Annotated in this window: 19 protein-coding genes, 2 tRNA genes, 1 rRNA gene and 1 pseudogene; 10 read left to right on the forward strand and 13 right to left on the reverse strand. The window is 64.3% G+C overall.

The features are described 5' to 3' along the window. Window positions 1-14: 14 nt before the first annotated feature. Both KSS90_RS03715 and KSS90_RS03720 read right to left on the reverse strand, forming a co-directional pair. Window positions 15-866, reverse strand: a complete 852-nt coding sequence (locus KSS90_RS03715) for a MaoC family dehydratase (protein WP_217868250.1) — start codon at window positions 864-866, stop codon at window positions 15-17. Between the two features lie 2 nt (window positions 867-868). Next, window positions 869-2221 carry a 3-oxoacyl-ACP reductase gene (locus tag KSS90_RS03720; RefSeq protein WP_217868251.1) on the reverse strand — a complete coding sequence of 451 codons (1353 nt, stop codon included), beginning with the start codon at window positions 2219-2221 and terminating at the stop codon, window positions 869-871. 115 nt (window positions 2222-2336) lie between these two features. Here KSS90_RS03720 and KSS90_RS03725 point away from each other — a divergent pair, with 115 nt between their 5' ends. Both KSS90_RS03725 and KSS90_RS03730 read left to right on the forward strand, forming a co-directional pair. Beyond that, window positions 2337-3614, forward strand: coding sequence for an acetyl-CoA C-acetyltransferase (locus KSS90_RS03725; protein WP_217868253.1), 1278 nt, complete (start codon window positions 2337-2339; stop codon window positions 3612-3614). Window positions 3615-3673: 59 nt separating this feature from the next. Then, entirely contained in the window at window positions 3674-4450 is a 777-nt protein-coding gene (locus KSS90_RS03730; RefSeq protein ID WP_139668445.1) for an AraC family transcriptional regulator, read from the forward strand. A 66-nt stretch (window positions 4451-4516) separates the two neighbouring features. Here KSS90_RS03730 and KSS90_RS25825 read toward each other — a convergent pair whose 3' ends face one another. The 5 genes and pseudogenes from KSS90_RS25825 to KSS90_RS03750 all read right to left on the reverse strand — a co-directional run bounded on the left by KSS90_RS25825 (window position 4517) and on the right by KSS90_RS03750 (window position 9902). Next, window positions 4517-5284 carry a methyl-accepting chemotaxis protein gene (locus tag KSS90_RS25825; protein ID WP_371918344.1) on the reverse strand — a complete coding sequence of 256 codons (768 nt, stop codon included), beginning with the start codon at window positions 5282-5284 and terminating at the stop codon, window positions 4517-4519. A gap of 90 nt (window positions 5285-5374) precedes the next feature. Then, window positions 5375-6463, reverse strand: a pseudogene (locus KSS90_RS25830) (HAMP domain-containing protein); the annotation flags it as partial. 197 nt (window positions 6464-6660) lie between these two features. Then, entirely contained in the window at window positions 6661-7065 is a 405-nt protein-coding gene (gene cueR / locus KSS90_RS03740) for a Cu(I)-responsive transcriptional regulator (protein WP_023631307.1), read from the reverse strand. After that, window positions 7062-9461 (reverse strand): heavy metal translocating P-type ATPase, encoded by a 2400-nt coding sequence (locus tag KSS90_RS03745; protein WP_217868256.1) that lies wholly within the window; start codon window positions 9459-9461, stop codon window positions 7062-7064. The genes cueR and KSS90_RS03745 overlap by 4 nt, the downstream gene beginning before the upstream one ends. Before the next feature lie 54 nt (window positions 9462-9515). Continuing rightward, complete coding sequence (locus tag KSS90_RS03750; protein ID WP_023632214.1) at window positions 9516-9902, reverse strand: hypothetical protein; 387 nt, start codon at window positions 9900-9902, stop codon at window positions 9516-9518. A 146-nt stretch (window positions 9903-10048) separates the two neighbouring features. On the opposite strand from KSS90_RS03750, the gene KSS90_RS03755 reads away from it, so the two are divergent. After that, window positions 10049-10246: a heavy-metal-associated domain-containing protein gene (locus tag KSS90_RS03755; protein WP_217868257.1), complete on the forward strand. Its 198-nt coding sequence runs from the start codon at window positions 10049-10051 to the stop codon at window positions 10244-10246. 391 nt (window positions 10247-10637) lie between these two features. Continuing rightward, window positions 10638-11819 (forward strand): multidrug effflux MFS transporter, encoded by a 1182-nt coding sequence (locus KSS90_RS03760; RefSeq protein ID WP_217868258.1) that lies wholly within the window; start codon window positions 10638-10640, stop codon window positions 11817-11819. Here KSS90_RS03760 and KSS90_RS25550 read toward each other — a convergent pair. Further along, on the reverse strand, window positions 11770-11967 hold the full coding sequence (locus tag KSS90_RS25550) for a hypothetical protein (protein WP_225933132.1): 198 nt from the start codon (window positions 11965-11967) through the stop codon (window positions 11770-11772). The genes KSS90_RS03760 and KSS90_RS25550 overlap by 50 nt on opposite strands. Window positions 11968-12458: 491 nt before the next feature. Between KSS90_RS25550 and KSS90_RS03765 the strand changes: the two genes are divergently transcribed. Next, window positions 12459-13169 carry an ArsR/SmtB family transcription factor gene (locus tag KSS90_RS03765; protein ID WP_217868259.1) on the forward strand — a complete coding sequence of 237 codons (711 nt, stop codon included), beginning with the start codon at window positions 12459-12461 and terminating at the stop codon, window positions 13167-13169. On the opposite strand, the gene KSS90_RS03770 is transcribed toward KSS90_RS03765, so the two are convergent. The 5 genes from KSS90_RS03770 to KSS90_RS03790 all read right to left on the reverse strand — a co-directional run bounded on the left by KSS90_RS03770 (window position 13166) and on the right by KSS90_RS03790 (window position 17597). After that, window positions 13166-14116 carry an adenosine deaminase gene (locus tag KSS90_RS03770; RefSeq protein WP_217868260.1) on the reverse strand — a complete coding sequence of 317 codons (951 nt, stop codon included), beginning with the start codon at window positions 14114-14116 and terminating at the stop codon, window positions 13166-13168. The genes KSS90_RS03765 and KSS90_RS03770 overlap by 4 nt on opposite strands. Before the next feature lie 87 nt (window positions 14117-14203). After that, a complete protein-coding gene (locus KSS90_RS03775) occupies window positions 14204-14890 on the reverse strand; it encodes an SDR family oxidoreductase (protein ID WP_217868261.1) in 687 nt (228 codons plus the stop codon). Between the two features lie 447 nt (window positions 14891-15337). Beyond that, window positions 15338-15922 carry an IMPACT family protein gene (locus KSS90_RS03780; protein ID WP_217868262.1) on the reverse strand — a complete coding sequence of 195 codons (585 nt, stop codon included), beginning with the start codon at window positions 15920-15922 and terminating at the stop codon, window positions 15338-15340. Window positions 15923-15931: 9 nt separating this feature from the next. Further along, window positions 15932-16594, reverse strand: coding sequence for a TetR/AcrR family transcriptional regulator (locus tag KSS90_RS03785; RefSeq protein WP_046854151.1), 663 nt, complete (start codon window positions 16592-16594; stop codon window positions 15932-15934). 85 nt (window positions 16595-16679) lie between these two features. Beyond that, window positions 16680-17597, reverse strand: a complete 918-nt coding sequence (locus tag KSS90_RS03790; protein WP_046854152.1) for a LysR family transcriptional regulator — start codon at window positions 17595-17597, stop codon at window positions 16680-16682. Window positions 17598-17716: 119 nt separating this feature from the next. Between KSS90_RS03790 and aptA the strand changes: the two genes are divergently transcribed. The 5 genes from aptA (at window position 17717) to KSS90_RS03815 (ending at window position 22987) form a co-directional block, all read left to right on the forward strand. Continuing rightward, entirely contained in the window at window positions 17717-19063 is a 1347-nt protein-coding gene (gene aptA, locus KSS90_RS03795) for an omega-aminotransferase AptA (protein WP_217868265.1), read from the forward strand. A gap of 71 nt (window positions 19064-19134) precedes the next feature. After that, window positions 19135-20628 (forward strand): CoA-acylating methylmalonate-semialdehyde dehydrogenase, encoded by a 1494-nt coding sequence (locus KSS90_RS03800; RefSeq protein ID WP_046854154.1) that lies wholly within the window; start codon window positions 19135-19137, stop codon window positions 20626-20628. A gap of 560 nt (window positions 20629-21188) precedes the next feature. After that, a 16S ribosomal RNA gene (locus KSS90_RS03805) occupies window positions 21189-22725 on the forward strand. 86 nt (window positions 22726-22811) lie between these two features. Then, window positions 22812-22888, forward strand: a tRNA-Ile gene (locus KSS90_RS03810). A gap of 23 nt (window positions 22889-22911) precedes the next feature. Continuing rightward, a tRNA-Ala gene (locus KSS90_RS03815) sits at window positions 22912-22987 on the forward strand. The last annotated feature ends 195 nt before the right edge of the window (window positions 22988-23182 follow it).

A 23182-nucleotide genomic window follows, 5' to 3' on the forward strand; every position in this document is an offset into this window, starting at 1 on the left:
CAAAGCAAGCCCGATCAGAGCGCGCGCCAACTGCCGACCATGTGTACCAGCCCACCGTGGCCATCCAGGCGCAGCTCGCCCGTCGGCCCCGCCTCGCTGGCGCTCAGCACCACCTCCGAAGGCAGGCGCACCGGCTTGTGGAAATCCACGGCGAATTCATAACCGGCTTTCGGCAGGTGCCCCTGCAGCGCCGCCAGCGCCATGGCCTTGCTCCACATGCCGTGGGCGATGGCCCGGGGGAAGCCAAACAGGCGGGCGCTGAGGCGGCTCAGGTGGATCGGGTTGTAGTCGCCGCAGACCCTGGCATAGCGCCGGCCGATGTCGCTGTCGGCGTACCAGCGGGTGGCCTCCGGCAGCGCGGCAGGTGCCTCTGCGGTGGCGCTGGTGGCCTGTTGCTCGAGCTTGAGGCCGCGCACCAGCATGCGGCTGGTCTCGCGCCAGAGCAGCCCGAGCCCGTCCTCGGCCTCGGTCACCAGGTCGAAGGTGCCGCCTTTTTCGTGGGGCTGCAGGTTGTCGGCGTACACCGCGAAGCGCAGCCCATCGATACCGCCCAGCGGGCGCAGCACCTGCAGGCTGTTGTGCAGATGCACCAGCCCGAGCAAGGGGAAGGGGAAGTCGTCGCCGGTGAGCAACTGCAATTGCAGGCTGAAGGCCATGACGTGCGGGTAGGTGCCCGGCAGGCGGCCGTCATCGGCGAAGTGGCAGAGCCGGCGATAGGCCGCCAGGTTGGCGGCATCGACCCGCAGGTAGCAGCGCAGGCCCGGCTCCGGCAACTGGCTGCCACGGATCTTGCGTCTGCCGAGGGCGCGCAGGTAGAGGTTCAGGCGTGAGTCGGGGCTATGCAGGTCGTGCCAGGGTCGGGTCATGGTCAAGCTCCCATCAAGGCCTGGCCGCAGACCCGCAGGGCCTGGCCGTTGACCGCGCCGGAACCTGGCTGGCTGAGCCAGGCGATGGCCTCGGCGACATCCTGCGGCAAGCCGCCCTGGCCGAGTGAGCTCAGGCGCCGGCCGGCCTCGCGCAGGCCCATGGGCATGGCCGCGGTCATGTGCGTTTCGATAAAGCCCGGCGCCACCGCGTTGATGCTGGCGCCCTGCTCGGCCAGGCGCGGCGCCCAGGCCTGGGCGAAACCGATCAGCCCGGCCTTGCTGGCCGCATAGTTGGACTGGCCACGGTTGCCGGCGATGCCGCTGACCGAGGCGAGCAGGGTGATACGGGCGTCGGAGTGCAGCTTGCCACCCTCGAACAGCGCCTGGGTCAGCACCTGTGGAGCCTTGAGGTTAACGGCCAGCACCGCGTCCCAGTATTCCGGGGTCATGTTGGCGAGGGTCTTGTCGCGGGTGATGCCGGCGTTATGCACCACGATGTCCAGGCCTTGCGGCAAGGCTTCGAGCAACTGCGCGGCGGCATCGGCGGCGCAGATGTCCAGGGCCAGGGCACGGCCGCCCAGGCGCGCGGCGAGGGCGTCGAGGTCGCGCTGCGCCTGGGGTACGTCGAGCAAGGTCACCTCGGCGCCATCGCGGGCCAGGGTCTCGGCAATGGCCGCGCCGATGCCACGGGCGGCACCGGTGACCAGGGCGTGGCGACCGGCCAGCGGGCGGGTCCAGTCTTCGACCTGGGCGGTACACGCCGACAGGCGCAGGACCTGCCCGGAAACGAACGCACTCTTGGGCGAGAGGAAGAAGCGCAGCGCGCCTTCGAGCTGGTCTTCGGCGCCGTCACCGACATACAAGAGATTGGCCGTGGCGCCGTTGCGCAACTCCTTGGCCAGCGAACGGCTGAAACCCTCCAGGGCGCGTTGGGCGACACTGGCTTGCGCATCGTCCAGGCTTTCCGGGGCGCGCCCCAGGATCAGCACATGGGCGCTGGGGGCCAGGCTGCGCAGCAAGGGCTGGAAGAATTCGCGCAACTGCTTGAGCGCATCGCTGTCGGACAAGTGACTGGCATCGAACACCACGGCTTTGAGTTTCGGCCCCAGGCCCGCGACCCAGGCGGGGGCGTCGAGCGCTTCGGCGTCGAAGCCGTAGCAATCGGCGGTCAGGCGTGGGGCGATTGCCGCGACCTGGCTGGCCAGCGGGCCGCCACCGAGCACCAGCGCGCCCTCGATGGGGCGCAGGCGCCCGGCCTGCCAGCGCTCCAGCGGCACCGGGCGCGGCAGGCCGAGGGCATCGACCAGTTTGCGGCCAAGGGTGGAGTTGGCAAAGCCCAGATAGCGGTCGCTCATGTACGGTTCTCCCTGAAGGCAAGCATGCAAGTGTGGACCAACTTTGTGGCAGGGTCGTTCGAATAGCCGAAAAGAACCTAGTCTTAAGGCTCAAATTGTTTCAGGAGGAACAGGCATGCAGTCAATTCGCCGGGTCGCGATCCTGGGGGGCAACCGGATTCCCTTCGCCCGCTCCAATGGCGCCTACGCCAAGGCCAGCAACCAGGCGATGCTCACCGCCGCCCTCGAAGGCCTGGTGGAGCGTTACCGCCTGCATGGGCTGCGCCTGGGCGAGGTCGCGGCGGGGGCGGTGCTCAAGCACTCGCGTGACATGAACCTGACCCGCGAGTGCGTGCTCGGCTCGCGCCTGTCGCCGCAGACGCCGGCCTACGATATCCAGCAGGCCTGCGGCACCGGGCTGGAGGCGGCGTTGCTGGTGGCCAACAAGATCGCCCTGGGGCAGATCGACAGCGGCATCGCCGGCGGCGTCGACACCACCTCGGACGCCCCCATCGCCGTGAGCGAAGGGTTGCGCCAGATCCTGCTGCAGGCCAACCGTGGCAAGAGCCTCGGCGAGCGCCTCAAGCCTTTCCTCAAGTTGCGTCCGGGCCTGCTCAAGCCCGAGCTGCCGCGCAACGGCGAGCCGCGCACGGGGCTGTCGATGGGCGAGCATTGCGAGCGCATGGCGCAGACCTGGCAGATCGAGCGCGGCGACCAGGATGCGCTGGCGCTGCTCAGCCACCAGCACCTGGCGACGTCCTATCGCGAGGGATGGCACGACGACCTGCTCACGCCTTACCTGGGCCTGACCCGCGACAACAACCTGCGCGCCGACCTCACCCTGGAACAGCTGGCCAAGCTCAAGCCGGTGTTCGAGCGCAGCGGCCTCGGCACGCTCACCCCGGGCAACTCCACGCCGCTGACCGATGGCGCCTCGCTGGTGCTGCTCGGCAGCGAGGCCTGGGCCGAGGAGCATGGCCTCAAGGTGCAGGCCTACTTGGTCGACGGCGAGGCGGCGGCGGTGGATTTCGTCCATGGCCAGGAGGGCCTGCTGATGGCGCCGGTGTACGCGGTGCCACGGCTGCTGGCACGCAACGGCCTGACCTTGCAGGATTTCGATTTCTACGAAATCCACGAAGCCTTTGCCGCCCAGGTGCTATGCACCCTCAAGGCCTGGGAAGATGCCGATTACTGCCGCACACGGCTGGGGCTCGATGCGCCGCTCGGTGCGATTGACCGTAGCAAGCTGAACGTGAAGGGCAGTTCGCTGGCCGCAGGGCACCCGTTCGCCGCGACGGGTGGGCGGATTCTGGCGAACATGGCCAAGCTGCTCAGCGAGCGGGGCAAGGGGCGCGGCCTGATCTCCATCTGCGCGGCGGGCGGGCAGGGGGTGACGGCGATCGTCGAGCGATAGGTTCGGCGTTGCCTGCGATGGCTGATACCCTTGTCCGTCCCGAGACACCAGGCCCTATCATGTCGACTATCGGCCCGCGCCCCATCCCCACCCTGGATCACCTGCCCAGGCCGCTCTACGCCCGCGCCGAGAGCCTCGGCGCCGGCTCCTGGACCACCCGCCACCGCCACGACTGGGTGCAGTTCTCCTATGCCATCAGCGGCGTGCTCGGCGTGTACACCAGCGATGGCAGCTACTTCGCCCCGCCGCAATGGGGCGTGTGGATCCCGGCCGGCACCGAGCATGAAGTGGTGACCTCGATGCAGGCCGAGATGCGCAGCCTGTATGTGCGCAGCGATGCCTGCCCATGGTCGCCCAGCGAATGCCGGGTGCTGGAGGTCACGCCGCTGGCGCGTGAGCTGATCAAGCAGTTCTGCACCTTCGCGGTGGCCTATCCGCAAGGCGACAGTGCCGAGGCGCGGCTGGTGGCGGTGTTGCTGGACCAACTGCGCACCCTGCCGCAGGTGGGCTTCTCGCTGCCGTTGCCGCGCCATCCGGGTTTGCTGGCGCTGTGCAACGGATTGATCGCCGCGCCCGACCAGGTGCAGACCTTGCAGCAGTGGGCCGTACAACTGGGGGTGTCGGAAAAGACCCTGATGCGCCTGTTCCAGCGAGAGACGGGGCTGAGCTTTCGCAACTGGCGCCAGCGCATGCGGCTGTTGACGTCGCTGGCGCTGCTCGAAGCGGGGGAGAGCGTCACCCAGGCGGCGCTGGGCTGTGGCTATGACTCGACCTCGGCCTACATTGCCGCGTTCAAGCAGTTGTTCGGGGCGACGCCGGGGGAACTTCGCCTGTAGTCGGTAAAAGGCCGGTCGGTGGGCAACCGCGCATCTACAAGAGCGCGCGTGCCCACCGACGGCGACTCAGGTCCTGAACCTGCGCACCAGCGCATCCAGCTCGTTGGACAGCCCGGCCAGGCTCTCAGAGTCCTGGCGCGCCGCCTGGGCCAGTTCCGCCACCAGTTGGGCATCGCCATGGATCTGGCTGATGTGGCGGTTGATGTCCTCGGCCACCTGGTGCTGCTCCTCGGCGGCGGTGGCGATCTGGGTGTTCATGTCGCGGATGACGTCCACCGATTCGCGGATCTGGCCGAAGCTGTCGCGGGCCAGGCCGATACGGCTGACCGATTGCTGCGACACCTCGATGCTAGCGTGCATCTGCTCGGCGACCTGGGCCGTGCGGCTGGCCAGGTTGCCCAGCAGGCCGTCGATCTCGGCGGTGGAGTCGGCGGTGCGCTTGGCCAGGGCGCGGACTTCGTCGGCGACCACGGCAAAGCCGCGGCCCTGCTCACCGGCGCGGGCCGCCTCGATGGCGGCGTTGAGCGCCAGCAGGTTGGTCTGCTCGGCAATCGAGCGGATGGTGCCGAGGATCGATTGGATGGCATTGCTGTCGCGTTCCAGTTGCTGGATCGACTGCGCCGACTGCTCGATTTCCTGGCTCAGGCGGTCGACGCTCTGGACCGCCGCGTCGATCTGCTGCTGCCCTTCGCGGGCCTGCTGCTGGCCGCTGTCGGCCGACTGCGCGGCCTGGCTGCAGGAACGGGCCACTTCGTTGGCGGTGGCGACCATCTCGTGGAAGGCGGTGGAGACCATGTCCACCGCCTCGCGCTGGCGCCCGGCGGCTTCGGCCATGTCGCCGGAGACGCGGGTCGAGCTGTTGGAGGTGCTGAGGATCTTGCTAGCCGCACCGCCGATATGCTGGATCAGGCTGCGGATCGCGCCGAGGAACTGGTTGAACCAGCTGGCCAGCTGGGCCGTTTCGTCGCGGCCGCGGATCTCCAGGTTGCGGGTCAGGTCGCCTTCGCCCTGGGCGATGTCCTCCAGGCCGCTGGTGACGCTGTTGATCGGGCGCACGATGAGCTTGGCGAACGCCGCGCCCACCACGGCGAACACGGCGGCCAGGAGCAACGCGACGACGCCGATCAGCCAGGTAAGGCGGGTGGTGGTCTGCATCACTTCGTCATGCTGGATCAGGCCGATGAAGGTCCAGCCGAGTTTCTCGTCGGGGTAGACGTTGGCCATGTAGCGCTCGCCGTTCAACTGCACTTCGGCCAGGCCCTTGCCGGCCTTGGCCAGCTCGGCGTAGCCGTCGCCCAGGCTGGCGAGCTGCTTGAAGTTGTGGCTGGCGTCGCGCGGGTCGACCATCACGTTGCCGTTGTTTTCCATGAGGATCAGGTAGCCGCTCTCGCCAAGCTTGATCTGCTTGACGATCTCGGTCAGGCCCTTGAGCGACACATCGATGTTGACCACGCCGCCCGGGTTGCCCAGCGTGTTGGCCACGGCGCGCACGGTGCTGACCAGCACGGCATCGTCGCCGGCCCAGTAGTAGGGCGCGGTGCGCAGGGTCTTGCCGGGGTTGGCCATGGCCGTCTGGTACCAGGGGCGGGTGCGTGGGTCGTAGTTGGCCATTTTTGGATCGCCCGGCCAGAACGCGTAGCCGCCGTCCTTCAGACCGTAGGACACATAGGCGTAGTCCGGGTGGCTCTGGGCCAGGCGGCTGAACAGGTCGAACAGCGCCTTGTCCTGCTCGCCGGGGGCGATGCTGGCGGCATCGGCGCTGATGTGCTTCTTGACGTTGTCAGCGCTGGCCGCCACCAGGGGTTGCGCGGCCAGGTAGTCGACGTTCTGGGTGATGCCCTGGAAGAAGATGTCCATGGCGTTGCCGACCTGGCGAATCTCCCGGCTGCTGTTGTCGAGGAAATCGTCGCGGGCTTCGCCGCGCAGGTTGAGCACCACCAGGGTGGCGACCAGGACGATGGGCAGGCCGGCGATGATGGCGAAGGCCCAGGTGAGTTTCTGCTTGATGTTCATCCACGCTCCCAGAGTTGTTCTTGTCGTTGCACGAGGCTGTAACAGTGCATCGGCAAAGCCTGGGTTTTATGTAGGTGAACGCCCGTATTTATTGGGTGAAAAGGCTATTCAAGGGGATATTGGTCGGGGCTGGCTAATATGGCATACCAAAAGGTGTCTGCAGGAACGGCATGCTGCCGCTCCCGCAGACGATGCCCTCAGTGACAGCAGCCGCTGCCATTGGCCAGGTCCTTGAGGATCGGGCAGTCCGGGCGGTCGTCGCCCTGGCAGTGGGCCACCAGCTCACCGAGGGTGTCGCGCAGGCTCACCAGCTCTTCGATGCGCTGGTTCAGCGCGTCGATATGCTGCATGGCCAGGGCCTTCACGTCGGCGCTGGCACGCTGGCGGTCCTGCCACAGGGTCAGCAGCTTGGCGACTTCGTCCAGGGAGAAGCCCAAGTCCCGCGAGCGCTTGATGAACGCGAGGCTGTGCAGGTCTTCCTGCTGGTACAGGCGATAGCCGCTTTCGCTGCGCGTGGCGGGGCGCAACAGGCCGATGGACTCGTAGTAGCGGATCATCTTGGCGCTGAGCCCGCTGCGGCGGGCGGCCTGGCCGATGTTCATGGCGCCTCCTGGTCGATGGCGGTGGGTTTCCAGGTTTTCAGCCACAGGGCGTTGCTGACCACGCTGACGCTGGACAGGGCCATGGCGGCGCCGGCCAGTACCGGGTTGAGGTAACCCAGTGCGGCCAGGGGGATGCCGACTAGGTTGTAGATGAAGGCCCAGAACAGGTTCTGGCGGATCTTCGCATAGGTCTTGCGGCTGATGTCCAATGCCGCGGGCACCAGGCGCGGATCGCCGCGCATCAGGGTAATACCGGCGGCCTGCATGGCCACGTCGGTGCCGCCGCCCATGGCGATGCCGATATCGGCGGCGGCCAGTGCCGGGGCGTCGTTGATGCCGTCGCCGACCATGGCCACCACGCCTTGCTGCTTGAGCGCGGCGACTGTAGCCGCCTTGTCCGCCGGCAGCACTTCGGCATGCACGTCATCGATGCCCAGGGCGTCGGCCACCACCTTGGCGCTGCCACGGTTGTCGCCCGTCAGCAGGTGGCTGCTGATGCCACGCGCATGCAGTGCGTCGATGGCCGCGCCGGCGCCGGGCTTGAGGCTGTCGCCGAAGGCGAACAGGCCGAGCACGCGAGGGTGCTGGCCGCGTTCGATCAACCAGGACAGCGTGCGGCCCTCGGCTTCCCAGGCCTGCGCACTGTTGGCCAGGTCGCCCGGCGGCAGGCTGTTTTCGTCGAGCAGGCGGCGGTTGCCCAGGGCCAGTTCACGGCCATCCACCTGGCCGGCGATGCCGCGACCGGTGAGGGACTGGCTGTCAGCAACCTGCGGCACGTGTAGGCCTTGTTCGGCACAGGCGTCGAGCACCGCCTTGGCCAATGGGTGCTCGCTGCCACGTTGCAGGGCGCCGGCCAGGCGCAGCAGCTCGCCGTTGTCGCCGTTGCTGGCCTGGCTGTGGACGATGCGCGGGCTGCCCGAGGTGAGCGTGCCGGTCTTGTCGAACACCACGCTGTTCACCGCATGGGCACGCTCCAGTGCTTCGGCGTCCTTGATCAGGATGCCGTGGCGGGCGGCGACGCCGGTGCCGGCCATGATCGCGGCGGGCGTCGCCAGGCCGAGGGCGCATGGACAGGCAATCACCAGCACGGCGACGGCATTGATCAGGGCGGTTTCCAGCGGCGCACCGGCCAGCCACCAGCCGACCAGGGTGATCAGCGCCAGCACCAATACTGCCGGCACGAACACCTGGCTGACCCGGTCGACCAGTTTCTGGATGGGCGCCTTGGCCGCCTGGGCGTCCTCGACCAGGCGGATGATGCGCGCGAGCACGGTCTCGGTGCCCAGGGCCAGGGTTTTTACCAGCAGCCGGCCTTCGCCGTTGATGGCCCCACCGGTTACCGAGTCGCCAGGCGCCTTGGGTACGGGCAGGCTTTCGCCGCTGATCAGCGCCTCATCGGCATGGCTGCTGCCTTCGAGCACTTCACCATCGACCGGGAAGCGCTCGCCGGGTTTGACCAATACCAGGTCGCCCAGGCGCAACTGACTGATCGCCACCTCTTCCTCGCGGCCTTCGATGACCCGCACCGCCCGTTCCGGGCGCAGCGCCTCCAGCGCCCGGATGGCGCTGGCGGTCTGGCGTTTGGCGCGGCTTTCCAGGTACTTGCCCAGCAGCACCAGGGCGATGACCACCGCCGAAGCTTCGAAATACAGGTGCGGTTCCATACCGTCGTGGGCGTTGGCCCATTGGTACAGGCTCAGGCCGTAGCCGGCGCTGGTGCCAAGGGCAACCAGCAGGTCCATGTTGCCGGCACCGGCGCGCACGGCCTTGCAGGCGGCGACGTAGAAGCGCGCGCCGAGGATGAACTGCACCGGCGTGGCCAGCAGGAACTGCGCCCAGGCCGGCAGCATCCAGTGCATACCGAAGGGTTGCGCCAGCATCGGCAGTACCAATGGCAGGGCCAGCAGCAGGGCGGCGCCGACTGCCAGGCGTTCGTTGCGCAGGCGGCATTGGGCTTGGGCCTGGTCATCGTCGGCGGTGCGCGGCAGGCTGGCGCTGTAGCCGGCCTTTTCCACCGCGGCGATCAACACGCCGTCATCGACGGCCTGCAAAACTTCGAGGTGGGCGCGTTCGCTGGCCAGGTTGACGCTGACCTGCTCGACCCCCGGCAGCTTGCCGAGGGCGCGTTCGACACGGCCGGCGCAGCTGGCGCAGGTCATGCCGCCGATCTGCAGTTCGAGGGTGCGGGTGGGGACGCTGTAACCGGCGTCGCGCACCGCGCCGACCAATGCCGGCAGGCTGTCGGCAGGCGCCTGGACCCGGGCCTGCTCGGTGGCCAGGTTGACGCTGACATGTTCGGTGCCGGTGACCTTGCGCAAGGCGCGTTCGACCCGACCTGCGCAACTGGCGCAGGTCATGCCGCTGATCGGCAGGTCGAAGGTGGTGGATGCGGGCATGGCTCTCTCCTCCGTGGATAGGCCTTCAGCATCAACCTTGCCATGCGGGCAAGGTCAATAGCCCAGGTTGGCCTGCCTCAATTCCAGGCCCTTGTGCCCTGTGGCGATGCGGTACTTCTTGATCTGCCCAGCCTGCAACGTCAGGCGCGTGCTGCGCTGGTCCTCGATACCCGGGGCGCAACCGGGCATCTGCCCAGGGAGCAGGCGCAGGCGCACGTCGACAGGGCCTGGCGGCAGGTTGAACGAGGTCGACTGCTCCTGGAACAGCCGGCCGGCCAGTTGATCGTTGAGGTAGATACCGATCTCGCAACTGCTGGCCACTTCCAGGCGTTCCCGGGAAATCATCAGCACGCTGTAGTCCGAGTTGCCTTCGGCGCTGGCCGGTGGCACCACGGCCAGCGCGCCCAGCAGTCCGACTAGGCTCATTGCTGCCCTGATCATGAAGAATCTCCTGCTTGCCAAAATCGTCAAAGGCGCAGCTTGGCCGAGCCGCGCGCGGATTTCCAGCCCGGCCGTTTGACGCGGAACTTGACCTTGCCCCGATGGCAAGGCTGAAAGTGGACAAAACCCACAAGGAGGCAACCTCGATGCAAGTGTTCAACGTACAAGGCATGACCTGTGGCCATTGCGTGAAAGGCGTGACCCGGGCGGTGCAGGAGCAGGATGCGACGGCGCGGGTGGAAGTGGACCTGGCGGCGAAGCAGGTGCGGGTGGACAGTGCGCTGGCGGCGGATCAGATCCTCGCGGCGATTCGTGAAGAGGGGTATCAGGCCGAGGTGGCCTGAGTTATCGCGCAGTGCGCATGGCGATAGCCTAGCGGCGCCTATTGGATCGAGCGCCGCCCGCGCGACGCATCGCGGATGAATCCGCACCTACATCTGTTGCAACGTGGCCATGCCTGATAGGCCATGGTTGTTAGCCTTGTGCGCTCGACGCGGTTTTTCGGTGGGCATTGCTGCCGACTCACCTGTCTTGAGCCCTGCGCCAAGGCTGGCAACCATGGCCTGACAGGTTCGGTACGTTGCAACAGACGTAGGAGCGGATTCATCCGCGATGCGCCGCGCGGGCGGCGCTCGGTCTGAGAGACGGTGCAAAGTTTCCGTCATGCACCTATAAAATCAATACAAAGGTTTTCAGGTAGACTAACCGACTTGCTTAGCCTGCTACGGATTCTCCATGAACCTGCGAACCCTGCTGATTCTCGGCGCCCTGAGTGCGTTCGGGCCTTTGGCGATCGACTTCTATCTACCGGCCTTCCCGGCCATGGCGCATGCCTTCGCCACCGACGAAAAGCATGTGCAGGCGACCCTGGCCGCCTACTTCCTCGGCCTGTCCCTGGGCCAGCTTGCCTATGGGCCAGTGGCCGACCGATTCGGCCGGCGCATCCCACTGTTGTTCGGGGTCGGCTTGTTCACCGTGGCCTCCCTGGCCTGCGCCTACGCCCCCAACCTCGACAGCCTGATCGTGGCGCGCTTCGTCCAAGCCTTGGGCGGCTGCGCCGGGATGGTGCTGTCGCGGGCGATCGTCAGCGACAAGTGCGACGCGGTGGCCTCGGCCAAGGTGTTCTCGCAACTGATGCTGGTGATGGGCCTGGCACCGATCCTCGCGCCGATGCTCGGTGGCGTGCTGGTCAATGTGTCCGGTTGGCAGTCGATCTTCCTCGCCCTGAGCCTGTTCAGCGCGGCCTGCCTGGTGGCCGTCGGCCTGGGGCTGCCGGAGAGCCTGCCGGCCCATGTGCCGCGCCAGCCCTTGTCGGGCGCGCTGCGCCAGTACCTGCGGTTGTTCGGTGACCGGGTGTTCGTCGGCCATGCGTTGACCGGCGGCATCGCCATCGCCGGGATGTTTGCCTACATCGCCGGTTCACCGTTCGTGTTCATCAAGTTGTACGGGGTGCCCGCCGAGCACTATGGCTGGTTGTTCGGCACCAACGCCGCAGGCTTCATCCTGATGGCCCAGGTCAATGCGCGCCTGCTGGCCAAGCGCGGCCCGGCGTTCCTGCTGGCGCGGGCAGTGTGGCTGTACCTGGTGGCGGCGCTGGCGCTGCTGCTGGTCGCAGCGTTGCGCCCAGCGCAGTTGTGGCCATTGCTGGTGCCGTTGTTCGTGTGCATCGCCAGCCTTGGCTGCATCATCCCCAACGCCTCGGCCTGCGCCATGAGCGGGCAGGGCGCGCGGGCCGGCAGCGCCTCGGCGTTGATGGGCTGCTTGCAGTTCAGCGTCGCTGCGGGCGCGGCGGCGCTGGTCGGGGTGCTGCACGATGGCAGCGCGGTGCCCATGGCGTTGGTGATCAGCCTGTGCGGCGCACTGGTGGTCAGTGTCGCATTGCTGACCCGGCGCCTGCAGGCCAGCCGGCCTGCTTGAGCGGATGGGGCGCGTTTAGGCGTGCCTCCAGCAGGGCCACGAACGACCGTGCCTCGGCCTCGCTACGGAAACTCACCACATGCTGGTCGAGCTGGACCTGCCAAGGGCAGGCGGGATTTCGGTTCGACGCACTGACGACAATCTTCATCGCGATCCACCTCCAGTGAGTGGGAGCGGAACTAGTGTAGCGCCGCCCCCGGCACTCGCCATGGGCGGGACCAGTCCCCTGACTGACGGTCATGACGGCCTGAAGTAGGGAGGGTTTCTGCTTTGCATGACGGATTTTTTACCCTTTCTGTAGGGTTTTTCGAGCTTCTTGATAAGGGCTGTCAGTCATGTTCCCGCTGCAGCCACGGCAAAACCGGGGCATGAGCCGCTTCTGCTGGGTGGAGCTCTGACAGACGCATCTTTCAGAACGGTAATTGGAGGTGCAACGCCGCCCCGCCCCGGTCAAGTCTCCCTCAAGGCGCGCACCCTCCAGCGGCTTATACTGCCCCCGGCGCCCAATGCCAGCGTGGGATTCTTCCTGGCCTGGCGCTGACCATCCGGCACACGAACCATCCCGTGCTTGCCCGCACAGGCGGCAGGGCGTCTGCGGTAACCACCTTCAGACGAGATTCATCAGGGAGCTTCATTTTCATGACCGCAGTCCGCAGCATCAGCCAGATCGCCAGCCTGATGGCCGAACCCAAGCGCAGCGCCATGTTGTGGGCGTTGATCGATGGCACTCCGCGTGCGGCGGACGAGCTTGCCGTGCTCACCGGTCTGAGCACCTCCTCGGCCTGCGCACACCTGTCGCTGTTGTCCAGCGCCGGGTTGCTCAGGCATGAGGCACGTGGGCGCAAACGCTTCTTCCGCCTAGCCACGCCGGAGGTCGGCACCGCGGTGGAAGCCCTTGCCAGCGTGCGGCTGGCCACGCGTCCGGTTGGAGGGCAGGATGCTTCGTTGCAGATCCCCCTGTCGATGCGCAAGGCACGCCTGTGCGGCGATCATCTGGGCGGCGAGGTGGCTGCGGCGCTGCTTCAGCGCCTGCATGTAGCGGGTTGGCTCGAGGGTAATGCGCAGCATCTGGCGGTTAGTCAGGATGGCAAGGGACAACTGGAAGCGCTGGGGGTGTTCATCGACGCACTGGCCGCCGCCGACCGGCGTGGCTGTGTGATCTGCCACTGCAGCAAGTGGAGCGATCAGGGCCCCCATCTGGGGGGGTACCTGGGCAAGGCATTGCTCAGGTTGTTCACCCAGTCGGGCTGGGTGCGTGAGCAGGAAGGTAGCCGGGCGGTGCATCTGACACCGCTCGGCCAGCAGCAGATCAACGCGATCGCCTGCCTGCCCTCGCGCCAGGCCGGTTAGCGCACCAGGCGTGCGTCCAGGCTGTTTTGCGCCAGGCGGCGTGCCTGGTCCTGGGTCATGCCCAGATGTTCGTGCAGGGCATGGAAGTTCTCGGTGACGTAACCGCCGAAGTAGGCTGGGTCATCGGAGTTGACCGTGACTTTCACGCCACGCTCGAGCATATCGAGGATGTTGTGCTGGCTCATGTGGTCGAACACGCACAGCTTGGTGTTGGACAGTGGGCAGACGGTCAGCGGGATCTGCTCGTCGATGATGCGCTGCATCAGGCGCTCGTCCTCGATGGCGCGCACGCCGTGGTCGATACGCTGGATCTTCAGCAGGTCGAGGGCTTCCCAGATGTACTCGGGCGGGCCTTCCTCGCCAGCGTGGGCCACGGTAAGGAAGCCTTCGCTGCGGGCGCGGTCGAAGACGCGCTGGAACTTGCTGGGCGGATGGCCTTTTTCTGAGCTGTCCAGGCCCACGGCGACGAACGCATCGCGGAAGGGCAGGGCCATGTCGAGGGTTTTATGTGCCTCGTCTTCGCTCAGGTGGCGCAGGAAGCTGAGGATCAGGCCGCTGCCGATGCCAAGCTGCTCACGGCCATCCTTTAGGGCGCGGTTGATACCATCGAGCACCACCTCGAACGGGATGCCTCGGTCGGTGTGGGTCTGCGGGTCGAAGAACGGCTCCGTGTGGATAACGTTCTGCGCCTTGCAGCGCTGCAGGTAGGCCCAGGTTAGGTCGTAGAAGTCCTGCTCGGTGCGCAGGACATCAGCGCCTTGATAGTAAAGGTCGAGGAATTCCTGCAGGTTGTTGAAGGCATAGGCGCCGCGCAGGGTTTCGACATCTGCCCAAGGCAGCGCGATCTTGTTGCGTTCGGCCAGGGCGAACAGCAGTTCGGGCTCCAGCGAGCCCTCCAGGTGCATGTGCAGTTCGGCCTTGGGCAAGGCGTTCAGCCAGTCATACATGTGTGCAATCTCGATCAGGTACGGTTGGCCGCCATTCTACAGGGCCTGGCCGGGCAATGCGCCCACCGAGGCCCGTCACGCCGTGGATCACCAGGTGAGCGGCTCGCCCTTGTAGTTGATGAAGCGCAGGCCACCGTTGCCGCTTTGCGCCTTGATCTGCTCGAGCATGCCACGGGTGCTGGTGTGTACGTCGATCTCGGCATTCTCGCCGCCCATGTCGGTCTTCACCCAGCCCGGATGCATGGCCAGTACGGCAAGGTCGGGGCGCTGCAGCTCGACCACGAAGCTGTTGATCATCGAGTTGAGGGCGGCCTTGCTGGCCTTGTACAGGCAGATCTCGCCGCCATCGGGGATGGTCACGCTACCCAGGATCGAGCTCATGAAGGCCAGCACGCCGCTGCCTTCACGCACTTGGCTGGCCAGGCGCCGGGCCACGCGGATCGGCGCCACGGCGTTGGTCATGAACAACTCGCCGATCTGCTGTACCTGCACGCTTTCCAGGTCCTGCGGCAGCGGGCCCATGACTCCGGCGTTGACGAACACCAGGTCGAACACTTCACCTTGCAGGCGCTGCTTGAGCCCGTCGAGCTGGGCGGTGTCGTTCATCTCCAGGCGCTCGATACGCACACCGGAAACCTCGCGCAGAGCGCCTGGCTGTTGCGGATCGCGTACGGTGGCGACGACATTCCAGCCATCTTCGCGCAGGCGTTGCACCAGCCCGAGGCCAAGGCCTCGGGAGGCGCCGATGATCAGGGCGTTCTTGTTTGCGGTCATTGCGATACTCCATATCAAAGGCGGGGCGAGCGCTGTTGTGCATAGTTTCGCTCGCCGCGCGACAACGGGGTGATTGCCCTCCACCTGGAAAGGCCTGGGTGACGAGCATAAACCAGGTGCCTGACGCTTGCCTTGTGGAGACTGATCAAAAAATAATCGATTGCCTGGAGCGCCTGTGGGAGCAGGGCCTGGCGCTGTAGTTCACGGGTTATCCACAAGCCGCTCCACAGTATTTGTGTGCAAGCGCAGCAGGCCTGAAAATGGCGGTTTGGGGGCGGGCTTACATTGAAAACTGGGGATAACTCACAGTCTTTCAGTCACTTGTGCCGGTGTCACACAAATGTGATCAAAATATGCTCAATGCTTCGCAGGCCTTGTCGTACAAGGCCTGTATCAGCTTGCCCCAAGCTTATCCACAGGCAGGCCCACAGTAGTTGTGGGCAACGCTCACTCTCTTTCCAGCAGGATGCGACCGCGGCTCAGGTCGGCGAGTTGCTGCTGCAGTACGTCGAGGTGGCTTTCACCCAGGGCGATGCGCAGGTCGACGCCGTTGGCGGTGAACTGCTCGTCCAGCACCACGCCGTCCACCTCAGCCAGGCGCAGCTTGAGCAGCGCCAGTTCGCTGAAGGTGCAACTGCAACTGAACGCGCTGCGCTGCACCAGCACGCGCTTGGGTGCCTGCTGCAGGCATTTGTTGGCGCCGCCGCCGTAGGCCCGGGCCAGGCCACCGGTGCCCAGCTGGATGCCGCCGTACCAGCGGATCACCAGCACCACCACCTGGTCGCAGTCCTGGGCTTCGATGGCGGCGAGGATCGGTCGCCCGGCCGTGCCGCCCGGTTCGCCGTCATCGCTGCTGCGGTACTGGGCGCCGAGCTTCCAGGCCCAGCAGTTGTGGGTGGCCGCCAGGTCGCTGTGGCGTTCGATGAAGGCCATGGCCTCGGCGGGGCTGCCGATCGGGGCGGCGAGGGTGATGAAGCGGCTCTTGCGGATTTCTTCGCGCAATTCGCAGAGCTCGAGCAGGGTAGAAGGCATAAGTCCGGGTCAGGCGGGCGTGCTGATGCCGCAGCCTTTGAGAATGATGTGGATAAGATTGTTGCTGGCGTCTTCCATGTCCTGTTTGGTCAGGCGGCTGCGGCCGGTGACCTGGCAGATCTGGGTGGCGAAGTCGGCGTAGTGCTGGGTGCTGCCCCAGAGCAGGAAGATCAGATGCACCGGGTCTACCCGGTCCATCTTGCCGGCGTCCATCCAGGCCTGGAACACCGCGGCGCGGCCACGGAACCATTCACGGTAGTCGGCGCTGAAGTACTCGCTCAGGCACTCGCCGCCGCTGATCACTTCCATGGCGAAGATCCGCGAGGCCTGCGGGTTGCGCCGGGAGAACTCCATCTTGGTGCGGATGTACTGGCTGAGCGCCTCGGCCGGGTCGTCCTCCACGCTCAAGGCGTTGAAGGTGCTGTCCCACAGCTCGATGATGTTGCTCAGCACCGCGATGTACAGGCCCAGCTTGTTGGTGAAGTAATAATGCAGGTTGGCCTTGGGCAACCCGGCCTTGAGCGCGATGGTGTTCATGCTCGTGCCCTTGTAGCCGTGGCGGGCGAACTCGTCCTCGGCGGCCTGAATGATGGCCTGTTCGTTCTTCTGGCGGATGCGGCCGGCGGGCTTGCCCGAGGTGGGGGAGCGATGCGCAGGGACTTCTAGGGTCATGGACGATTCCGGGCGGGTCGTTACGGATGTTCGACAGATTACCTGCCTGTGGCGAAGTGACAAGCATTAGCGTCAGGGACAGGCATCAGCGTGTCGCAGCCAGGCTCTCGAGGAAGCTTTCGAGCACCAGGTTCGGCCGCCGGCCCTTGCGCGTCACCCAGCTCAGGCCCAGGTCATAGAAGCGCTGGGCAGGCTTCAGCGCCCGTAGGCGCCCTTGCTGCACCCAGAAGCTGGCGTAGTGGTCGGGCAGGTAGCCGATGTAGCGGCCCGTCAGGATCAGGAAAGCCATGCCTTCGCGGTCCGAGGCGCTGGCGGTGCAGTGCAGGGCCTGGTAGTGCGCCTGGATGTCTGCGGGCAGGCGGAAGGTTGGGGCGATCGCGTCCTGGGCGTTGAGGCGATCGTCATCGATCTGCTGGTCGTCGGCGTAGAACAGCGGGTGGCCGACCGCGCAGTAGAGCAGCGAGCGCTCGCTGTACAGCGGCTGGTATTCAAGCCCCGACAGCGGGCTGGTCTGCGGTACCACGCCCACGTGCAAGCTGCCGTCGAGCACACCTTGCTCGACCTGGCTGGGGGCGATCATGCGGATCTGGATGCGCACGTCGGGGCCACGGTCCTTGAGTTCGGCCAAAGCATGGGTGATGCGCATGTGCGGCAGGGTGACCAGGTTGTCGGTGAGGCCGATGTTCAGCTCGCCGCGCAGGTGCTGGTGCAGGCCATTGACCTCGGTGCGAAACGACTCCAGGGCGCTGAGCAGTTGCAGCGCCGAGTGGTAGACCTCGCGCCCCTCCTCGGTCAGCGAAAACCCCGCCCGGCCGCGCTGGCACAGGCGCAGGCCCAGGCGTTGCTCGAGGTCGTTCATCTGCTGGCTGATGGCCGAGCGGCCGATGCCCAGGACGTTTTCCGCAGCCGAAAAGCCGCCGCACTCGACCACGCTGCGGTAGATCTTCAATAGGCGAATGTCGAAATCGCTGACTTGGGCGAGGGGATCGGGGCGTCGGCTCATTAGTTTAGTTATCCGCTGACTGAAGGTTAGAAAAGCTGGGTTTTTCGAACTTTATCGCCGTGACAACTTAGCTGCAACAACACCCATCGTTGCCTAATCGTCTTTCGAGGAACCGCCCGATGAACATGCCCGAATCCGCTCAAGCCGGTCTGGCCAGCCAGCTCAAGCTGGATGCCCACTGGATGCCCTACACCGCCAACCGCAACTTCCAGCGCGACCCGCGGCTGATCGTGGCGGCCGAAGGCAACTACCTGGTCGACGACAAGGGCCGCAAGGTGTTCGACGCCCTGTCGGGCCTGTGGACCTGCGGCGCCGGGCATACCCGCAAGGAGATCAGCGAGGCGGTAGCTCGCCAGGTCGCCACCCTCGACTACTCGCCGGCCTTCCAGTTCGGCCACCCGCTGTCGTTCCAGCTGGCCGAGAAGATAGCCAACCTGGTACCGGGCGACCTGAACCACGTGTTCTTCACCAACTCCGGCTCCGAGTGCGCCGACACCGCGCTGAAAATGGTACGTGCCTACTGGCGCCTGAAAGGCCAGGCCACCAAGACCAAGATCATCGGCCGTGCCCGTGGCTATCACGGGGTCAACATCGCCGGCACCAGCCTGGGTGGCGTCAACGGCAACCGCAAGCTGTTCGGTCAGTTGCTGGACGTCGACCATCTGCCCCACACCGTGCTGCCGGCCAACGTGTTCAGCAAGGGCATGCCGGAAGAGGGCGGTATCGCCCTGGCCGACGAGATGCTCAAGCTGATCGAGCTGCATGACGCCTCGAACATCGCCGCGGTCATTGTCGAGCCGCTGGCCGGCTCCGCCGGTGTGCTGCCGCCGCCGAAGGGCTACCTCAAGCGCCTGCGCGAGATCTGCAGCCAGCACAACATCCTGCTGATCTTCGACGAAGTGATCACCGGCTTCGGCCGCATGGGCGCCATGACCGGTGCCGAAGCCTTCGGCGTGACCCCGGACCTGATGTGCATCGCCAAGCAGGTCACCAACGGCGCCATCCCGATGGGCGCGGTGATCGCCACCGGCGAGATCTACCAGACCTTCATGAACCAGCCGACCCCTGAGTACGCGGTGGAATTCCCCCACGGCTACACCTACTCGGCGCACCCGGTCGCCTGCGCCGCCGGCATTGCCGCGCTGGACCTGCTGCAGAAGGAAAACCTGGTGCAGTCCGCCGCCGAGCTGGCGCCGCACTTCGAGAAGCTGCTGCACGGCGTCAAGGGCACCAAGAACGTCGTCGACATCCGCAACTACGGCCTGGCCGGCGCGATCCAGATCGCCGCGCGCGACGGTGATGCCATCGTTCGTCCGTACGAGGTGGCCATGAAGCTGTGGCAAGCCGGCTTCTATGTACGCTTCGGTGGCGACACCCTGCAGTTCGGGCCGACCTTCAACACCCAGCCACAAGAGCTGGACCGTCTGTTCGACGCCGTGGGCGAAGCCCTCAACAAGGTCGACTGATTTTTCCGATTCTGACGTCGGGCGCGTGAGTACCACGCGCCTGTCTCTACCTTCTTTATCTGGAGTTATGCATGAGCATTGTTCAGCACCTGATCCACGGCGAGCTGGTCAGCAAGGGCGAGCGCACCGCCGATGTCTTCAACCCCTCGACCGGCCAGGCCGTGCGCAAGGTCGAGCTGGCCAGCCGCGCCACCATCCAGCAGGCCATCGATTCGGCCAAGGCCGCCTTCCCGGCCTGGCGCAACACCCCGCCGGCCAAGCGCGCCCAGGTGATGTTCCGCTTCAAGCAACTGCTTGAGCAGAACGAAGCGAAAATCTCGCAGATGATCAGCGAGGAACACGGCAAGACCGTAGAGGACGCTGCGGGCGAGCTCAAGCGTGGCATCGAGAACGTCGAGTTCGCCTGCGCCGCCCCGGAGCTGCTCAAGGGCGAGTACAGCCGCAACGTCGGCCCGAACATCGACGCCTGGTCCGATTTCCAGCCGCTGGGCATCGTCGCCGGTATCACCCCGTTCAACTTCCCGGCCATGGTGCCGCTGTGGATGTACCCGCTGGCCATCGCCTGTGGCAACGCCTTCATTCTCAAACCGTCCGAGCGTGACCCGAGCTCGACGCTGTACATCGCCCAGTTGCTGCTGGAAGCCGGCCTGCCTAAGGGCATCCTCAATGTGGTGCATGGCGACAAGGAAGCGGTCGATGCGCTGATCGAGGCGCCAGAGGTCAAGGCCCTGAGCTTTGTCGGCTCGACGCCGATCGCCGAATACATCTATGCCGAAGGCACCAAGCGCGGCAAGCGCGTCCAGGCATTGGGCGGCGCGAAGAACCACGCGGTGCTGATGCCCGACGCCGATCTGGACAACGCGGTCAGCGCACTGATGGGCGCTGCCTATGGTTCTTGCGGCGAGCGCTGCATGGCCATTTCGGTGGCGGTGTGCGTCGGCGACCAGGTGGCCGATGCGCTGATCGCCAAGCTGGAGCCGCAGATCAAGGCGCTGAAGATCGGTGCTGGTACGTCTTGCGGGCTGGACATGGGCCCGCTGGTGACTGCGGCCGCCCGTGACAAGGTGGTGGGTTACATTGACGACGGCGTTGCCGCTGGCGCCAGGCTGGTGGTCGATGGTCGTGGCTTGCGTGTAGCCGGTAACGAAGATGGCTATTTCGTCGGTGGCACCTTGTTCGACAAGGTCACTCCCGAAATGCGCATCTATAAGGAAGAGATCTTCGGGCCGGTGCTTTGCGTGGTGCGGGTGAACAGCCTGGAGCAGGCCATGCAGTTGATCAACGAGCATGAGTACGGCAACGGTACCTGCATCTTCACCCGTGACGGTGAGGCGGCGCGGCTGTTCTGCGACGAGATCGAAGTGGGCATGGTCGGCGTCAACGTGCCGCTGCCGGTACCGGTGGCGTATCACAGCTTCGGTGGCTGGAAGCGTTCGCTGTTTGGTGACCTGCATGCCTATGGGCCGGACGGTGTGCGTTTCTATACCCGTCGCAAGGCGATCACCCAGCGTTGGCCGCAGCGGGCCAGCCATGAGGCGTCGCAGTTTGCCTTCCCTAGCTTGTAAGGCGCAGGGATGAAAGCGGGGCGGCCGAGAGGCCGCCCCGCTTTGTTTTGAGGTTTTGCTTTATATAACTGAAATAAAGGTTGACGAGGTTTCAGATCCCCTTATAATGCGCCCCACTTCCAGCGACATCGGAACGAAAAACTCCTTGAATATCAATGAGTTGATCGATCAAGAGGGTTGCGGAGGTGCTTCGATCGTCAGGTCGGCAGCGGTGAAAAAGGCAGTTGACAGCAGGTTGTAACGCTGTATGATTCGCCTCCCGCTACGAGAGATCGCAGCGAGTCAAGTGTTTGAAGTTGAACGGGTTTCTCGCAAAATACTTCAAAATAAACGCTTGACAGTAAATGAGGAAAGCGTAGAATGCGCGCCTCGGTTGAGACGAAAGATTCTTAGCCAAACGCTCTTTAACAAATTGAATCAAGCAATTCGTGTGGGTGCTTGTGAGTATGGACTGATAGTCGCCAAGATTATCAGCATCACAAGTGGCCATGCGAGAAATCACATAGTCATTTGAGATTGCTGAGCCAAGTTTAGGGTTTCTTAAAAACCCAAGCAGTATTGAACTGAAGAGTTTGATCATGGCTCAGATTGAACGCTGGCGGCAGGCCTAACACATGCAAGTCGAGCGGATGACGGGAGCTTGCTCCTTGATTCAGCGGCGGACGGGTGAGTAATGCCTAGGAATCTGCCTGGTAGTGGGGGACAACGTTTCGAAAGGAACGCTAATACCGCATACGTCCTACGGGAGAAAGCAGGGGACCTTCGGGCCTTGCGCTATCAGATGAGCCTAGGTCGGATTAGCTAGTAGGTGAGGTAATGGCTCACCTAGGCGACGATCCGTAACTGGTCTGAGAGGATGATCAGTCACACTGGAACTGAGACACGGTCCAGACTCCTACGGGAGGCAGCAGTGGGGAATATTGGACAATGGGCGAAAGCCTGATCCAGCCATGCCGCGTGTGTGAAGAAGGTCTTCGGATTGTAAAGCACTTTAAGTTGGGAGGAAGGGTTGTACGTTAATACCGTGCAATTTTGACGTTACCGACAGAATAAGCACCGGCTAACTCTGTGCCAGCAGCCGCGGTAATACAGAGGGTGCAAGCGTTAATCGGAATTACTGGGCGTAAAGCGCGCGTAGGTGGTTCGTTAAGTTGGATGTGAAAGCCCCGGGCTCAACCTGGGAACTGCATCCAAAACTGGCGAGCTAGAGTATGGTAGAGGGTGGTGGAATTTCCTGTGTAGCGGTGAAATGCGTAGATATAGGAAGGAACACCAGTGGCGAAGGCGACCACCTGGACTGATACTGACACTGAGGTGCGAAAGCGTGGGGAGCAAACAGGATTAGATACCCTGGTAGTCCACGCCGTAAACGATGTCAACTAGCCGTTGGAATCCTTGAGATTTTAGTGGCGCAGCTAACGCATTAAGTTGACCGCCTGGGGAGTACGGCCGCAAGGTTAAAACTCAAATGAATTGACGGGGGCCCGCACAAGCGGTGGAGCATGTGGTTTAATTCGAAGCAACGCGAAGAACCTTACCAGGCCTTGACATGCAGAGAACTTTCCAGAGATGGATTGGTGCCTTCGGGAACTCTGACACAGGTGCTGCATGGCTGTCGTCAGCTCGTGTCGTGAGATGTTGGGTTAAGTCCCGTAACGAGCGCAACCCTTGTCCTTAGTTACCAGCACGTTATGGTGGGCACTCTAAGGAGACTGCCGGTGACAAACCGGAGGAAGGTGGGGATGACGTCAAGTCATCATGGCCCTTACGGCCTGGGCTACACACGTGCTACAATGGTCGGTACAGAGGGTTGCCAAGCCGCGAGGTGGAGCTAATCTCACAAAACCGATCGTAGTCCGGATCGCAGTCTGCAACTCGACTGCGTGAAGTCGGAATCGCTAGTAATCGCAAATCAGAATGTTGCGGTGAATACGTTCCCGGGCCTTGTACACACCGCCCGTCACACCATGGGAGTGGGTTGCACCAGAAGTAGCTAGTCTAACCTTCGGGAGGACGGTTACCACGGTGTGATTCATGACTGGGGTGAAGTCGTAACAAGGTAGCCGTAGGGGAACCTGCGGCTGGATCACCTCCTTAATCGAAGACATCAGCCTGCTGATGAGCTCCCACACGAATTGCTTGATTCATTGTGTAAAGACGATGCTGTAACGCGACCCTGTTATAGGTCTGTAGCTCAGTTGGTTAGAGCGCACCCCTGATAAGGGTGAGGTCGGCAGTTCAAATCTGCCCAGACCTACCAATTACTTGGTGCGGCTGGTCAATGGGGCCATAGCTCAGCTGGGAGAGCGCCTGCCTTGCACGCAGGAGGTCAGCGGTTCGATCCCGCTTGGCTCCACCACTCTTTCAGGTTTCGCAGCACTGCTCAGAACTTAGAAATGAACATTCGGTGATGAATGTTGATTTCTGACTTTTGTCAGATCGTTCTTTAAAAATTCGGATATGTGATAGAAATAGACTGAACACCAGTTTCACTGCTGGTGGATCAGGCTAAGGTAAAATTTGTGAGTTCTGCGCGAAAGCGCGACGTACGAAT

Source organism: Pseudomonas maumuensis, assembly GCF_019139675.1.
GTDB lineage: Bacteria > Pseudomonadota > Gammaproteobacteria > Pseudomonadales > Pseudomonadaceae > Aquipseudomonas > Aquipseudomonas maumuensis.